The organism is Acinetobacter genomosp. 15BJ (genome assembly GCF_000400715.1).
GTDB lineage: Bacteria > Pseudomonadota > Gammaproteobacteria > Pseudomonadales > Moraxellaceae > Acinetobacter.
The window spans coordinates 180,639-195,488 of sequence record NZ_KE007351.1 but is presented as its reverse complement, the minus strand read 5'-3'; the positions used below and the strand labels follow the sequence as shown (position 1 = coordinate 195,488).

Annotated in this window: 14 protein-coding genes; 6 read left to right on the top strand and 8 right to left on the bottom strand. The window is 42.4% G+C overall.

From position 1 onward, the window contains the following. Positions 1 to 156: 156 nt before the first annotated feature. Positions 157 to 936 carry an IclR family transcriptional regulator gene (locus F896_RS01305; RefSeq protein WP_016165091.1) on the bottom strand — a complete coding sequence of 260 codons (780 nt, stop codon included), beginning with the start codon at positions 934 to 936 and terminating at the stop codon, positions 157 to 159. A 430-nt stretch (positions 937 to 1,366) separates the two neighbouring features. Here F896_RS01305 and F896_RS01310 point away from each other — a divergent pair, with 430 nt between their 5' ends. From F896_RS01310 to F896_RS01320, 3 genes are all read left to right on the top strand, one after another. Beyond that, the gene (locus F896_RS01310) at positions 1,367 to 3,460 is read left to right on the top strand and encodes an FUSC family protein (protein ID WP_016165090.1); all 2,094 of its coding nucleotides are present in this window, start codon (positions 1,367 to 1,369) and stop codon (positions 3,458 to 3,460) included. Further along, a complete protein-coding gene (locus F896_RS01315; RefSeq protein WP_016165089.1) occupies positions 3,453 to 3,659 on the top strand; it encodes a DUF1656 domain-containing protein in 207 nt (68 codons plus the stop codon). The genes F896_RS01310 and F896_RS01315 overlap by 8 nt, the downstream gene beginning before the upstream one ends. Before the next feature lie 65 nt (positions 3,660 to 3,724). Continuing rightward, positions 3,725 to 4,726 carry an HlyD family secretion protein gene (locus F896_RS01320; RefSeq protein ID WP_016165088.1) on the top strand — a complete coding sequence of 334 codons (1,002 nt, stop codon included), beginning with the start codon at positions 3,725 to 3,727 and terminating at the stop codon, positions 4,724 to 4,726. Positions 4,727 to 4,838: 112 nt separating this feature from the next. Here the strand turns inward: F896_RS01320 and ruvX are convergent, their stop codons facing one another. From ruvX to recN, 3 genes are all read right to left on the bottom strand, one after another. Beyond that, complete coding sequence (gene ruvX / locus F896_RS01325; protein WP_016165087.1) at positions 4,839 to 5,282, bottom strand: Holliday junction resolvase RuvX; 444 nt, start codon at positions 5,280 to 5,282, stop codon at positions 4,839 to 4,841. After that, on the bottom strand, positions 5,275 to 5,829 hold the full coding sequence (locus tag F896_RS01330; protein ID WP_004802298.1) for a YqgE/AlgH family protein: 555 nt from the start codon (positions 5,827 to 5,829) through the stop codon (positions 5,275 to 5,277). The genes ruvX and F896_RS01330 overlap by 8 nt, the downstream gene beginning before the upstream one ends. Positions 5,830 to 5,943: 114 nt before the next feature. Beyond that, positions 5,944 to 7,602: a DNA repair protein RecN gene (recN, locus tag F896_RS01335; protein ID WP_016165086.1), complete on the bottom strand. Its 1,659-nt coding sequence runs from the start codon at positions 7,600 to 7,602 to the stop codon at positions 5,944 to 5,946. A gap of 615 nt (positions 7,603 to 8,217) precedes the next feature. Between recN and F896_RS01340 the strand changes: the two genes are divergently transcribed. The 3 genes from F896_RS01340 to F896_RS01350 all read left to right on the top strand — a co-directional run bounded on the left by F896_RS01340 (position 8,218) and on the right by F896_RS01350 (position 10,366). After that, positions 8,218 to 8,544: a pyrimidine/purine nucleoside phosphorylase gene (locus F896_RS01340; RefSeq protein ID WP_004802302.1), complete on the top strand. Its 327-nt coding sequence runs from the start codon at positions 8,218 to 8,220 to the stop codon at positions 8,542 to 8,544. Between the two features lie 130 nt (positions 8,545 to 8,674). Beyond that, positions 8,675 to 9,424, top strand: a complete 750-nt coding sequence (gene rlmB, locus F896_RS01345; protein WP_016165085.1) for a 23S rRNA (guanosine(2251)-2'-O)-methyltransferase RlmB — start codon at positions 8,675 to 8,677, stop codon at positions 9,422 to 9,424. 30 nt (positions 9,425 to 9,454) lie between these two features. Further along, entirely contained in the window at positions 9,455 to 10,366 is a 912-nt protein-coding gene (locus F896_RS01350) for a DMT family transporter (protein WP_016165084.1), read from the top strand. On the opposite strand, the gene coaE is transcribed toward F896_RS01350, so the two are convergent. The 4 genes from coaE to pilB are packed head-to-tail and all read right to left on the bottom strand — an operon-like array spanning position 10,363 to position 14,799. Next, positions 10,363 to 10,968, bottom strand: coding sequence for a dephospho-CoA kinase (gene coaE / locus F896_RS01355; RefSeq protein WP_016165083.1), 606 nt, complete (start codon positions 10,966 to 10,968; stop codon positions 10,363 to 10,365). The genes F896_RS01350 and coaE overlap by 4 nt on opposite strands. Before the next feature lies 1 nt (position 10,969). Next, positions 10,970 to 11,830 carry a prepilin peptidase gene (locus F896_RS01360; RefSeq protein WP_016165082.1) on the bottom strand — a complete coding sequence of 287 codons (861 nt, stop codon included), beginning with the start codon at positions 11,828 to 11,830 and terminating at the stop codon, positions 10,970 to 10,972. Positions 11,831 to 11,835: 5 nt separating this feature from the next. After that, positions 11,836 to 13,062 (bottom strand): type II secretion system F family protein, encoded by a 1,227-nt coding sequence (locus F896_RS01365; RefSeq protein WP_016165081.1) that lies wholly within the window; start codon positions 13,060 to 13,062, stop codon positions 11,836 to 11,838. A gap of 24 nt (positions 13,063 to 13,086) precedes the next feature. Then, positions 13,087 to 14,799, bottom strand: coding sequence for a type IV-A pilus assembly ATPase PilB (pilB, locus tag F896_RS01370; protein ID WP_016165080.1), 1,713 nt, complete (start codon positions 14,797 to 14,799; stop codon positions 13,087 to 13,089). Positions 14,800 to 14,850 lie beyond the last annotated feature (51 nt).

Sequence of the window (14,850 nt, the reverse complement as noted above, 5' to 3'; positions counted from 1 at the left end):
TGAATGGCTAGACAAGAAAAAAGCCCATACAACGATGAGCTTAGTTCTCTGAGGAAAGCCATGCTCTTTTGGGAGAGTATGCTGAAGAACATAATCATCATATGAGAATTTGCTGGAATTTACAACCATGTAAAATGTAAATGTTTTTTAATATTCTCAAATAGGGGTGCCTTGGTTCTCAGACAGTGTTGCAAATTTATGTTCAATTTGAGTCGCATTATTTTGCAAGATTTCAATTAACTTTTGAATGTTGATGAAGTCAAAACGATTCTTTGAAGCCACTAATGTGAGCGCAATCGGCGCTTCTTTGTTGGAGAAACGAATCGGCACGGACAAACTGCACAGTTGAGGATCGATTTCACCTTGGGATAAGTAGAATCCCTGTTTTTTGATTTTCCGCATGTGTTGGATGAACTCATCCGGAGTTTGTGCAAATCCGACTTGCGCCAATTCTTTTGAAAACTGCTGATAATAGGCTTGAATACGTTGCTTGCTTAAATGTGCAATCACGATCTTGGGCGAAGCACCGATATAGACGGGTCGTGGACAACCTCGGCCAAAAGAAAGTAATTCGGCATCTTTAAAGGTCTCATGATGTAGGTCGATACAATAATCATGATTTAAATAGGTTAATAAGCAGCACAGTTCGGTACGTTCCACGATATCGCGCATAAAGGGAATACTGATTTGAATCAGTGGATCAGTGCTGTGAGAAATATAATCTAAAACCGCAATTTTAGAGCCGAGCGTGTAGTCACCCGATGTGCCACTAATCCGTTTTAAGATGTCCGTCGAAACCAGTTCTTTGAGATAACGATAGGCGGTAGGTTTGGATAGCGCAAGCTCATCACAAATGATATCGACATTGATAATCGGACGTGAAACTGAAAATAAATCCAGCACAGTAAGAATTTTACCAAAACTCGAAATTGCCATGATGGGACGCCTACTCCTTACAAAATAACGTGAAAACCGAACTTTTATTGCTTTATAACAGAAAAGCGAAAGGTCGTGTATGTACTTTTAAATCTGATCAGCCGAGATCAATCGTTTAGGGTGAATACTGAGAAAAATGATAAATTTTATTGTGATTATTTTAAATTAAAATGAAAAATTATCAAATGGTGATAATTTATGTTGACTAATTTACTCGATTTTGAAAAAATAAGCTATGCAATGTCTTATGTGGATAATTATTTTTAGGTGAAAACACCTAAAAATGCTAAGTATTGCAGATCACTCCTTATATCCAGTTTCACTCATCGCACTTGCCCTGATCTGAATGTTTTCAAGTCAGTCTGGACAGTTTGTCACTTTTTTAGTGATGGCATGCGTGATTAAACTGACGCTTAACTGAGACATATTCATGCTATTTAAACAGCTGTTGGCTTTTAGACCGAGTCGACTTGACCTCATCTTTGCCTGCAAAACATTTGTAGCAGGTATGCTGGCACTGTTTATTTCGTTTGAATTGGATTTGATTAATCCGATGTGGTCGATTGGTACAGTGTTGATTATTGCCAGTCCCTATTCGGGTATGGTGTCTTCAAAATGTGTGTATCGCTTGGTAGGAACAGTAGCAGGGGCCATGATTGCCTTGTTTCTCACCCCCCATTTTATTAATACCCCTTGGCTGTTTACCATTATTTTGTCCTTGTGGGTGGGCTTTGCACTCTATGTCTCTTTGCTCGACCGTACACCACGTAGTTATGTATTCATGCTAGCGGGTTATTCAACCGCCATGATTGTCTATAACGCGATTACCTATATTGATACCTATAATATTTTTGATATTGCCTTGGCGCGTGTGCTTGAAATTTCCGTGGGGGTGATTTCAACTGCTGTGGTGTCAGCAACCTTTTTCCCTGTGCATGTCGGTGCAATGATTAAACAGCGGGTCAATAAAACCCTGAATGATCTGGAAAGTACTTTTGAAAAGCTGATTACTGTTCAAGAAACACCAGAAAACGATACGCAAATTTTGTCGGTAATTACCCGTGATACCGCAGATATTCATGCCTTGGCGGTACATTTGGCTTATGAAAAAGGTGAGTTAAAGGGCATGACCAAAACCTTGCAGGAAATGCTGCATCAGGTTTCATTGGTGGTGGCCAATCTGGTGGCTTTATCGCAACGGGTGAAACAACTTGAACAAATGCAAATGAGCAATCTTAGGCCGCATTTAAATCGTATCCGTCAAGATACATTGGCTTTTTTAAAGCAAGAGCGCATTGTTCAACCCAGTGATTTGCAGGGTTTACCCATAAAGTTCGAAGAAAATTTTGCCGAGCTGATTGCTCAAGCCACAGCTGAACAACAAATTGTATTGGGTGCATTGAAGATGGATGTTCGCCATTTTATTGCCAATATGCTGGCAGTGAAATTGATTTGGCAGCAGATTCAGCAAGGGAATAAAGAGATTCCAACTGAAATTACTGCCATTACCACCAAGTATCCGAGTTTGCATCGGGATCATGGCATTGCCGTTCGTGGCGGCATCAGTGCGGTGTTGATTACCTTTATTGTGACCGCAGCATGGATTCTTTCGGGTTGGAAAGCGGGCTTTATGATGGCTCAAATGGGGGCGATTACTGCCTGTATCTTAACGGCCTTGGATAATCCTGTACCTGTATTACGTATTTTTATTTGGGGCAGTATTGTCTCGGCGGGTTTAGTTTTTATCTATGCTTTCGGAATCTTCCCGCATATTACTCATTTCTGGCAATTGGCACTGGTGCTATTTCCGGTATTCCTTGTTGCTGTGACCATGATGGCCAATCAAATGCTGATGCCTGTAGGAATGGTACTTGGGATTAATACCATGATGGGGCTGAACCTACACAACAAATATACGATGGATGCAGTTTCTTATCTGGATAGTTCCTTTGCCATGGTGTTAGGCGTTTTAGTGTCCCTGATTGTGATTGATTTGGTCCGTGCTGTTTCACCAGATACCAGCGCCACGCGAATTTTAGCTTTGCATTACCAAGCGATGCGCCAAGCTTTGCATCTGTCTTATGGCACTGATTTTAAAATTCATTTACGTAGTATGTTGGACCGTGTCGGGGTATTAAATACCAAGATGGTACAGAACCCAGACGTGAAAACGGCGATTCAAAATGCATTGGTTGAAAGTAGTTCGATTGTTGATTTAGTCCGTTTGCAAGAAATTAGCCAAAAATTGCCACAATTGTTGGAACTACAAAATGGCTTGAACCAGTTACAACAGCAGTTGGCAGATTATTTTCAAACCCAAGAAAAGCAACTGTCCATTCATCATTTTCCTACGCAAATTGTGCAACAAATTGAAGCTTTGCAAGACATCTCTCAACAGATTGAAGATGTGCAATTACGGCAGCGATTGTTAATTTCACTGAATAATATTTGTGAAAGTATTGGTCATGTCTCAATAGAACAGATGTATTTGGAAAGATCTGGTTTAGGGGTATCTCATGGGTGAAATGAATCTTTATGGGGTTTATATCCCAATCCTTTTGGTACAAGCCATTGTTGCTTATCTGCTGTTTAAGCTACTCAGTCCCTTAGTTGATCGTTTGGTCATCAAGGGCTGGATTGCATTGCCCAGTATTTTCAATTTGTGCTTTTACTTGGGTTTGATGCTACTGGTGCATTGCCTGTTTGTTTGGCTGTGGGCCTGAGGTCTTGGACGAAATGCTGATGCTAAAATTTAATGATTTAAAGAAAGGTGGTAGAGGTCATAAACATGAATGCATTTGATGTAAGAAAAGTTATACGTCCAATTGTATTGCTGGTTGCAGTTGTGATTGCCGTTTACACCATCGTGCATTTATGGAATTACTACAATGCAGCACCGTGGACACGTGATGGGCGTATCCGTGGTGATGTGATTCAGGTTGCTTCTGATGTGAATGGTTTGGTGACTGAAGTCTTGGTACAAGATAACCAGACGGTAAAAAAAGGGCAGGTTCTGTTCAAGATTGATGTGGCACGTCAGGCTTTGGATGTTGAGCAAGCCAAGTCAGATATTGCCAAAGCCAAAGCAGGTTTAGCGCAAGCACATGCAAATTTAGCAGGTTCGAAAGCGAGCTTAGTGAAAACTGAAGCCAATATGAAACTGGCTGAGAAAAATGCAGCACGTTATGCCAGCTTGATGGATGGTGCGATTTCTAAGCAAGAACAAGATCAGGTTTTTGCGACTCGCGATCAAGCTGTGGCTGAGCGTGAGCAGCTCACCGCTAATATTGAGCAGGCCAATGCCGCCATCCAACAGCAACAAGCGTTGATTGAAGTGGCAAATAGCAATTTACATTTGGCTCAACTGAACTTGAATCGTTCAGAAGTGGTTGCACCCGCGGATGGCACCTTATCGAATTTTGATTTGCGGGTTGGTAATTATGTGAAGGTCGGACAGGCAGTTGCCGCTTTATTAGACCGTCATCAGCTCTATGTCGTGGGTTATTTTGAAGAGACCAAACTGAACCGTATTCATGTGGGTGATGCTGCAACGGTACAGTTGATGGGGGATAAGCAACGTATTCGTGGGCATGTACAAGGCATCGCAAGCGGGATTGAAGATCGTGAACGTTCTGGTAGCTCGAATTTATTGGCCAATGTGAATCCAACTTTTAGTTGGGTGCGTTTGGCGCAACGTGTGCCTGTGAAAATTGTATTGGATGAGCAACCGCAAAATCCGTTGGCCTTTGTTTCTGGACGTACAGCCACCGTCAGAATTATCGAAAAGTAATTCAATTAAGGTTAAAAATATTATTTTATTCGTGAAGATTACTTTGAGTTTTACATAATCGCCTAATGATATGCATAGCACTAGGCGATTGAAGGTTATGAGGGGATTTGCCTTAAGGTGTAATTCCAGCTGGGTCGCGATACCAGCTCTGAATCAATAGCGCCGCTGCAAAGCTATCAGCCGATAAACGTTTTGCCTGACCTTTACTTTGATAAAATTCGAGTTCTTCCCTTGCTTCGCGCGTAGTCAGACGTTCATCCACCATCCAGGTTTCAATATTGGTTTGGTGGCGTAAACGACGGGCGAATTTTCGTGCTCGAGCGGAGAGCTCAGATTCACTATCATCCATATTCAGTGGTAAACCCACGATAAATAAATTGGGTTGCCATTCTTTGACAATCTTTAATAATTTATCCCAGTCTGGAATACCATCTTTCATCGGGAATAATGGCAGAGGATTGCTACTTTCAATCGTGGATTGGCCCATCGCCATCCCCATTTTTTGGGTACCAAAGTCAAAAGCCATGATGGATTGGGGTGTTTGCATATCAGGCATGACCAATCTCAGAAGCAAACCAAGTACGGTCTACCCCAATTTTCTTGTAAGCGGCATCCCAACGATCGTGATAAGGCAAATTAAAAATTAAATCCATATCCGACTCACAGATCAGCCAATCGCCCCGTATCATTTCTTCTTCGAGCTGATTCTTACTCCAGCTGGCGTAACCCAAGGCAATTTGATAACGTCCAACACCTTCGTTATGTGCAATCGCATCCAGAATATCTTTACTGGTGGTGATACAGACATTTTCACCAATCGCAATGGATGAATGCCATGTCGGCTGACCTGTATGCAGGACAAATCCAGCTTCAGGACGCAATGGACCACCTTGCAACACAGCATGAGGATGTACGTTATCTGCATCAATCTCTAAATCATTGAGTAATTCTTTGATCTGTAAGTCTGAAGGTCGGTTGATAATGATGCCTTGAGCGCCGTCTTCGTCATGGCGAGCAATATAGATGACTGTATTGGCAAAAAAGTCATCTGCCATGTCTGGTGGAGCGATGAGACAACGGTGAGTTAAATATTGTTTCGTCACCTAGGCGATTCTCCATCAATGTATTGTGCTGATTTATCTATATAGGTTCTTTTTATCAACATACAAGAGTTAATCGGATTTCGCCAATCTTTTTCTGAAATTTTATCGCTTTAATTAGGCCGTTTGGAACTTAAGCTGACGCAGTTGGCGTGCATGCTGTAATGTGGTTTCGCTAATTTCGACCCCACCAGACATGCGGGCTAATTCGAGGATACGCTGTTCTTCCCCCAACTCGATGATGGTGCTGCTGGCTGGATCAGTCTGTTGTTTTTTAACCAATAAATGTTGATCAGACTGTGCCGCAACTTGCGCCTGATGGGTGATACACAATAATTGGACGTGTTGTGCAAGGTCAGCCAGTAAGCGACCAACCACTTCTGCTGTGCCGCCACTGATCCCCACATCAATTTCATCAAAGACCAGCACTTCTGCATCTGTTTTCTCTGCATTCATCACTTGCATTACCAGTGCAATACGAGATAACTCACCACCTGAGGCAACGCGTGCCAATGGTTGCGGAGGAATCCCTTTATTTGCAGTAAAGAGAAGCTGAATAAAGCTGAGACCTTCTGCATTGGGCTCCTGTGGTTCAAATTTAAATTCAAAATGTGCTTCAGGTAGTGCCAATGGTTTAACTTGCCCAGTCAGTTGTTTCGCCAATGGAATTGCAGCCGCACGTCGAATTTGATCTAGATGTTGCGCGGCTTGTATAAATGCCTGATAGGAAACTTCAACTTGTTCGGCGAGCGTTTCTGGATCTTCAAGTTGATGGAGTTGCTCTAAATCTTGCTGCCAAGCTTCATATTCTTGTTTCAGTAATTCCGGTTGAGTACGATGTTTACGTGCTAGACGATGAAAGACTTCGAGGGTTGCATTCAACTGTTCCATGCGTTCAGGGTCAAAGCTTTGACGATCAATAAACTGACGCAAACTTGCGGTTGCATCGTCTATTTCGCTTTGTGCATTTAACAAAGAGTTATAAATATTGGCTAACTGTTCGCTACGACCTGCATGAGATTCTAATCGGCGAATGATTGAGGCAACTTCTTGGGTGATATTTTGTTCCGCTTCATCCAAGACATTGAGGCTATAACTACAGTCCTGCATGATATGTTCATGATGGCTGAGACGATCAAATTCTTGTTCTGTTTCGCGATAATCGGTTTGAATAACCTCTTCAAGCTCTTCTATTTGAGACTCTAGGCTTTGGATTTTTTGAATGCGTGTTGCTTGCGCATCTAAAGCAGCTTGGTGTTGCCGAATATTTCGTTGCCATGTGCTATACGCTTCACGCACCGCATGAGACGGTTCTGCGAAATTATGATAACGATCCAGCCAATGTTTTGGATAGGGTGGTTCGAGTAATTGTTGCTGACTATGCTGACTATAGAGTTGTACCAGTAAACGACCGATTTCTTTCAGCTCAGCCAAACTACTCGGACGCCCATTAATCCATGCCTTGCTGCGGCCTGTGGCGAAAATCACACGTCTTAAATGGATTTCACCTGAATCATCATCCAATTCGTGTTCGGTGAGCCAATGTGCTTCCGCACTTTTGGGCTGATAACTAAACACGGCGGTAACATCGGCTTTGTCTGCACCATAACGCACATAATTGGTATCAGTACGTTCACCTAAGCATGCTGAAAGTGCATCTAACAGTAATGATTTGCCCGCACCAGTTTCACCAGTCAGCACATTGAAACCTTGTTCAATGTCTAAAGCCAGATGGTCGGCGAGTGCAAAATTAATTAAAGTTAAATGGGTGAGCATAAACGCATCCAATGCACGGAATCTTTTGCTTAAAGATAGAGAAGTTTTAAAGTGACGACAAGAGCGGAATACAGGATTTTCCTGATTTACTGAGGAATTGCTGGTTGTTTGTAAGTTTAAGGGAAAGTTTCACTTTGTATTTCTGAGTCATGGGTAGAAAAGCGGTAAGTCTGATGCTTAGCTCCTGCGATCAGTAAAAAGTTGCTTGTCGTGCGCATGGGCAAAGTTTCGCTTTGTTTTTTCTCTTCACTCGCAGCATATGAGCCATGTATGGGGCAAGGTCTTGCGTTCAGGTAAACATTAGTGATGTTTGCTGATCTTCGCACTCGCAGCATAGCTGTTCGACTTGCGCCCGAGCCTTGCGAAGCGTTTTCCTCGCCACTCGCAGCCAAGCTGCTCGTCTTGCGCTCGGACAAAGCTTCGCTTTGTTTTTCCTCTTTACTCACAGCATAGCTGTTCGACTTGCGCCCAGACAAAGCTTTACTTTGTTAATCTGGGCTCAGGTATGAAAATTGCTATGTTTAGCCTAGAAAATGGATTGATTAGTTGTCACGGCACAATTAAACTACGTCCAGCATAATCTAATATAAATGCGGCATTATTTGGAGAGTACGCATGAGTTCAGTGCAATTTGATCATGTAACGGTCATTAAGAAATCGAATGTGTATTTTGGTGGGGCATGTATTAGCCATACTGTACAATTTGAAGATGGTACAAAAAAGACTTTAGGGGTTATTTTACCTACTGAACAAGCTTTAACGTTCGAAACACATGTTCCAGAGCGTATGGAAATTATTTCTGGTGAATGCCGTGTCAAAATCGCAGATAGCACTGAAAGTGAATTATTCCGCGCAGGTCAGTCTTTTTATGTACCTGGAAATAGCATGTTTCACATTGAAGCAGATGAAGTACTCGATTATGTTTGCCATTTAGAAGGTTAACCTATTCCTTCTTAAATCGAGTACACTACGCTCAAAGAAAATCCTGTAAAGTTCCTTTGCAGGATTTTTATTTTTTTAAAATTCCCTAATATCCTCTTGATAAAGGAGGAGCTTCTAAACGAGGTCGTTCATGGCAAAACCCGAATATTATTATGGCGTTCATTCAGTGGAGTCATTGTTGGAGTTGGAGCCTGAACGCGTTTTGACTTTATTTACATTGAAAGGTCGTGATGATCAACGTTTGCAAAAAATTTTGCAGTTGGCAGAGCCGTTTGGTATCAGTGTACAAAAAGCCAGTCGTGATAGTTTAGAAAAGCTTGCAGGGTTACCATTTCATCAAGGTGTAGTGGCCGCTGTGCGTCCACATCCAACCCTAAATGAAAAAGATTTGGATGAGATCATGCAACAGTCGCCAGATGCATTGTTGTTAGCACTTGACCAAGTGACTGATCCGCATAATCTGGGCGCGTGTATTCGTACAGCGGCTGCGATGGGCGTTCAGGCGGTGATTGTTCCCCGTGATCGTTCAGCCAGTTTAACCCCGACAGCACGTAAAGTTGCAGCAGGCGGCGCTGAAAAAGTGAAATTTATTCAAGTCACTAACCTCGCTCGAACCCTAGCGCATTTAAAAGACAGCACTCATACCCGTGTAATTGGGACGATGCTGGATGAGAAAGCATTGCCGATACAACAATGTGATTTCAAAGGTCCTGTAGTGATTGTTATGGGGGCGGAAGATACAGGGCTTCGTCCAATTACTCAGTCACAATGTGATCATACCGTTTATATTCCAATGTCTGGTGATCTACAAAGTCTGAATGTCAGTGTGGCAACAGGTATGGCACTTTATGAGGCGTGTCGTCAGCGTAGTGCTGTATAATTTAGCCAAATGTTGGCAATGTAAACTCAGATGACCATCCGTAAGCAAGGCTATTTCTTTGTCTTTATTACCATGTGTATTTGGGGTGGATTTACCATTTTTTCCCGCCTCAATGCACATTGGCATGTCAGTGTCTGGGATCTGGTGGCAATGCGCTTTGCGATTGCCTCTTTGATTCTGCTCCCAGTCTTAATCTATAAAAAAGATTTCGCATTTTTGTGGGATTTACGTCCAATCATTTTGGCACTGATCGGTGGCTTGGTTTATTGTCTCACAGTCTATAACGCTTTTTTACATGCACCTGCAGCGCATGCAGCTATTTTTCTCAATGGTTGTATTCCCTTGTGTACCGCTGTGGCTGCTTATGTATTATTTAGGCAGCCTTTTGATAAACACACTTGGTTCAGTTTGATGATTATGATGGCAGCTTTGATGCTGATGAGTTATCTCATGCTGAATGATCAAGCTTCGGCATTGGGAATAGGAGATTTACTACTTTTTATCAGTGCAGTGTGGTGGGGGATTTTTACGGTATTGCTGAAACAATGGAAATTATCTGCTTGGCATGCAACAGCTGGCGTGGTGATTTGGTCGGCGATTATTTATTTACCGATTTATCTTTTGTTTATTCCCAAGCATTTTCAAGATGCAGCACCTGTACATTTATTGATTCAAGGGCTATTTCATGGTGTTTTGGTGGTGATCGTGGCAACGTTGACGTATGTGGCTGCAATTGAGCGCTTAGGTGCATTTAAGACAGGCAGTATTGTGACCTTGGCACCATTTATTGCAGCTATTGTTGCAGTCCCTTTGTTAAATGAGTCACTCAATGCCGCGATTGTGTGTGGCTTGATCGGGATGGGTATTGGTGCCTTACAGCCATGGCGATGGCTGCGTAAAGATACTTTAGCGGCAAAACTGGCACAACAGAAACAAAATTAACAAGCGTGTTCTGCTCGTTGTAAATAACTGAAGTGCAAGGGTTTGAGCTGTTGATGGAGATGTTCTAATAGTCCATCATTGATCACGATATCATCTGCCAATTGCTGTTTTTGGGCACGTGGCATTTGTGCGGCAATAATTTTTCGGATTTGCTCTTCGCTTTGCCCATCTCTCTGCCCAGCACGTTGTAGTTGAGTTTGTTCGTCAGCATCGATCAGTAAGGTATGCTGAACCAATTGATGTTGATTGGTTTCAAACAAAAGCGGTGAGACTAAAATTACATAAGGACTTTCAGCATGTTGTAATTGCTGAATAATCGACTGACGAATTGCCGGATGGGTAATGTTTTCTAGGTTTTGACGTGCTTCTGGAAATTGAAAGATATGTTCACGCAGGGCACGACGGTCTAGGTTACCATCGGCTAATAAGACCCAATCCCCAAAAGCGTCTTGAATCGACTTCAAAGCAGGTTGGCCAGGTTCAACCACTTCTCGTGCCACGATATCAGCATCGACCACGGTAATACCTTGGGATTCAAACCATTGGGTTGCAGCAGATTTACCACTTCCAATACCACCTGTGATTCCCAAGATAAAACGCATATTAACCACCAAGATAAACTTTCATAATCTGATCACCCCATAAAAAGGCAATCCAACCTGCAATCGCAATATATGGGCCAAAAGCAAAGGGTTGATTTTCACCGCGCACTTTTATCAAGATAATACCAATAATTGCGCCAAGCATTGAAGAGAGTAGCACAATTAAAGGCAGTAGCATTGGACCCATCCAAGCGCCTAAAGCTGCGAGGAGTTTGAAGTCACCGTAGCCCATACCTTCCTTGCCTGTAATCAGTTTAAAAATATAATAAACAATCCAAAGGCACAGGAAACCAATTAAATAACCCCAAATTGCGGCACTGGCTGTCGTATAAATCGCATAGCTATTTATTCCCAAACCTAAAGCGGCTAAGGGTAGGGTAAAACGATCAGGCAGCAGTTGAGTGTCAAAATCAATAAAAGTTAAGGCAATTAGTACCCAAGTTAAAATTAAGCCAAACAGCATTTGGATGGTGGCACCGAATACGGCAACAACAACCAAAGAGCAGAGCATGGTCAACAGTTCAATGAATGGATAGCGAATACTAATTGGATTCTGACAAGTGCCACATTTCCCACGTAGTGCTAACCAACTCATCACGGGGATATTTTGATACCAACGAATAGGCGAGTCACATTTCGGACAGGTGGAGGCTGGTTGGCTTAAAGTCAGTTTACTCTGATCAATAATCGGTTGTTCTGGGTGTAACAGCATTTGACATTCTTGCTGCCATTCCTGTTCCATCATACGAGGGGTACGAAAAATGACAACATTTAAAAAACTGCCAATACATAAACTAAAAAGCCCAACCGCAAGATAAAGAGCGGCTGGGTTGTCAATAAAATAAGAAAGGAATTGTTGCATAAATATTAGACCACAGAACCCATTTGGAAGATTGGTAGATACATCGCAATCACTAGGCCACCCACTAAAACACCAAGGATTGCCATAATGAGGGGTTCCATCATGGATGTTAAACCATCGACAGCATTGTCCACTTCATTTTCATAATGCGTTGCAACTTTGTCGAGCATACTATCTAGGGCACCAGACTCTTCGCCAATTGCGACCATTTGAATCGCCATAGACGGAAAACGGTTAGAAACACGCATGGCGAATTGTAATTGTTGGCCTGTTGCGACATCTTCGCGAATTTTCATCACCGCTTCTTCGTAAACGACGTTATTGGTTGCACCAGCAGTAGATTCAAGTGCATCAATCAGCGGAACCCCTGCGGCAAAGGTAGTTGCTAGGGTACGACTATAACGTGCAATAATGGCTTTGTAGACCAAATCCCCGAAAATAGGTGCTTTGAGTGCCATTTTGTCCAATAAGTCACGAAATTTCTTACTCCGCTTTTTCGCCTCCATAAATGCGGCAATGATCGCACCAATCACGATAATCAGAATAAACCAGTATTCTTGCATCCATTTCGACATTTCTACCACCATTTTGGTAAAGGCGGGGAGATCAGCACCAAAAGAGCTAAATAGATCTTGGAAGACTGGAACCACTTTGACCATCAAAATAATCGTCACAATCACAGCAACCACAACGACTGTGATTGGGTATTTCATGGCTTTTTTAATTTTTTGCTTGAGTAGCTCACTCTTTTCTTTATAGATTGCGACGCGATCAAGCATGGTTTCAAGCGCACCGGACTGTTCACCCGACTCAACCAAAGAGCAAAATAGATTATCAAAATACTGTGGATATTTTTTTAGTGCACCAGCAAAGGTATTACCCCCTTCGACTTCGCCTTTGATACCGAGCACCACCTCACGCATAGACGGATTCTCAAGCCCCTCAGCCACGATTTCAAAGCCCTGAACCAAAGGAACACCAGCTTTCATCATGGTCGCCAATTGGCGGGTAAAGATGGTGATATCTAAAGTCGTAACTTTTTTCTTCATCAAGCCTTCGAGAATATTTTTACGTTTTTCTCGAATATTTTTGATGGTTACCCCTTGTTTACGTAAAGTGACTTTTGCCAAAGCCATATTGCGTGCTGGTAATTCCCCTTTAATTTTTGCCCCTTTCCGGTCAACCCCTTCATAAGCAAAAGTTGGCATCATTTGCGCTTTTTTAGCTGCCATGATTATTAATCCTTTTTATTAATTTTATTCACTTGTTACTCGATTCACTTCTTGCAGAGAGGTAATACCCTGCATGACTTTTTTCAAACCGGAACGACGTAGATTATTAAACCCTGCTTGTTCTGATGCAGCTGCAATTTGTAAGGCATTACCATCTTCCATAATCAGTCTAGAAATTTCTGGTGTGACTTTCATGACCTCATAAATCCCCACACGACCTTTGTAGCCTTCACGACATTCAGCACAACCGACGGGTTGAAAAATTTGGAATTCTGGGTGATTTAAGTCCTGTTCGGTAAAGCCGAGTTCTAATAGGCTTTGTTTGGGAACCTCGATCGCTTCTTTACATTGTCCACATAAACGACGTGCTAAGCGTTGCGCAATCACCAGATTGACAGACGTTGCAATGTTGAAAGATGGAACTCCCATGTTGCGTAAACGGGTTAGGGTTTCTGGTGCGCTGTTGGTATGCAGGGTTGACATCACCATATGACCTGTTTGCGCTGCTTTAATCGCAATTTCAGCCGTTTCCAGATCACGAATCTCCCCGACCATGATCACGTCAGGATCTTGACGTAAGAACGCTTTTAGCGCTGCAGAGAAGGTAAGTCCTGTTTTCGGATTGACGTTGACCTGATTGATGCCTTCCAAGTTAATTTCAACTGGATCTTCAGCGGTCGAAATATTGGTATCTTCGGTATTTAGAATATTTAATCCCGTATACAGTGAGACCGTTTTACCAGAACCCGTTGGACCTGTAATCAGGAGCATGCCTTGTGGCTTATCTAGGGCATCCATAAATAAGGCTTTTTGCTCATCCTCATAACCGAGTGCTTCAATACCAAGCATAGCGCTAGATGGATCTAAAATACGGAGTACCAACTTTTCTCCAAACAAGGTTGGTAGTGAGTTGACACGGAAATCGATGGCTTTGGTTTTGGAAAGTTTAAGTTTAATACGTCCATCTTGTGGCATTCGTTTTTCAGAAATGTCCATTTGCGACATGACTTTTAAACGTGAGGCGAGACGAGTTGCCATTTGTAAGGGTGGATTGGCAATCTGACGCAATACACCATCGACACGGTAACGTACTCGATACATTTTTTCATAGGGTTCAAAATGTAAATCAGAGGCGCCCATACGAATCGCATCAATCAACAGTTTATTAATATATTTGACAATCGGAGACTCATCACCTTGTGGCGCGTCATCCTCTTCTTTGGTTGGATCTTGACTCACATCAATGTCGAGATCAAAGTCTTCATTGTCACCAAAATCGAAACTGCCCGAATCGCCAAACTGCTGTTCAATCAGTTTTTCGAGTTTTGTGTGCTCAACAATGATGGGCTCAATATTGAGTTTGGTATTAAAGCGAATGGCATCTAATGCTTCAATATTGGTTGGATTGCTGGTCGCGACATATAAAATTTGCCCACGTTGTAGTAATGGGGCAACTTTATGCTTCTGAATGAGTTTATTGTCTGCCAGATCTCGCGGCAGCAAAGCGGTATCGTATACAGCCAGATCGAAAAGTGGTTCACCAAACTCGGCTGCAATCGTTTCAGCAATGGTTAGTGGTGATAAACGATGCTGTTCAATCAGATGTGCAACGATGTCTTGTTGTGCTTTTTTAGCCGCGTCAATTGCGGTTTGCATGGTTGTCGTGGACATGTGTCCATCTTCAACCAACCGTCGAATAAACCCCGAAAACTTTGGAGACGTATGTAATCCTGACATCTGTCCGCCTTATGACAATAAATGTTTATAATATGTATTCTAAAAATTATA

Bases quoted from the DNA above. Each gene is read 5' to 3' on its own strand.
- pilB (WP_016165080.1), bottom strand. From the start codon at position 14,799: ATGTCAGGATTACATACGTCTCCAAAGTTTTCGGGGTTTATTCGACGG.
- F896_RS01360 (WP_016165082.1), bottom strand. From the start codon at position 11,830: ATGCAACAATTCCTTTCTTATTTTATTGACAACCCAGCCGCTCTTTAT.
- coaE (WP_016165083.1), bottom strand. From the start codon at position 10,968: ATGCGTTTTATCTTGGGAATCACAGGTGGTATTGGAAGTGGTAAATCT.
- recN (WP_016165086.1), bottom strand. From the start codon at position 7,602: ATGCTCACCCATTTAACTTTAATTAATTTTGCACTCGCCGACCATCTG.
- rlmB (WP_016165085.1), top strand. From the start codon at position 8,675: ATGGCAAAACCCGAATATTATTATGGCGTTCATTCAGTGGAGTCATTG.
- F896_RS01310 (WP_016165090.1), top strand. From the start codon at position 1,367: ATGCTATTTAAACAGCTGTTGGCTTTTAGACCGAGTCGACTTGACCTC.
- F896_RS01350 (WP_016165084.1), top strand. From the start codon at position 9,455: ATGACCATCCGTAAGCAAGGCTATTTCTTTGTCTTTATTACCATGTGT.
- F896_RS01365 (WP_016165081.1), bottom strand. From the start codon at position 13,062: ATGGCAGCTAAAAAAGCGCAAATGATGCCAACTTTTGCTTATGAAGGG.
- F896_RS01305 (WP_016165091.1), bottom strand. From the start codon at position 936: ATGGCAATTTCGAGTTTTGGTAAAATTCTTACTGTGCTGGATTTATTT.
- F896_RS01320 (WP_016165088.1), top strand. From the start codon at position 3,725: ATGAATGCATTTGATGTAAGAAAAGTTATACGTCCAATTGTATTGCTG.
- F896_RS01340 (WP_004802302.1), top strand. From the start codon at position 8,218: ATGAGTTCAGTGCAATTTGATCATGTAACGGTCATTAAGAAATCGAAT.
- F896_RS01315 (WP_016165089.1), top strand. From the start codon at position 3,453: ATGGGTGAAATGAATCTTTATGGGGTTTATATCCCAATCCTTTTGGTA.
- ruvX (WP_016165087.1), bottom strand. From the start codon at position 5,282: ATGCCTGATATGCAAACACCCCAATCCATCATGGCTTTTGACTTTGGT.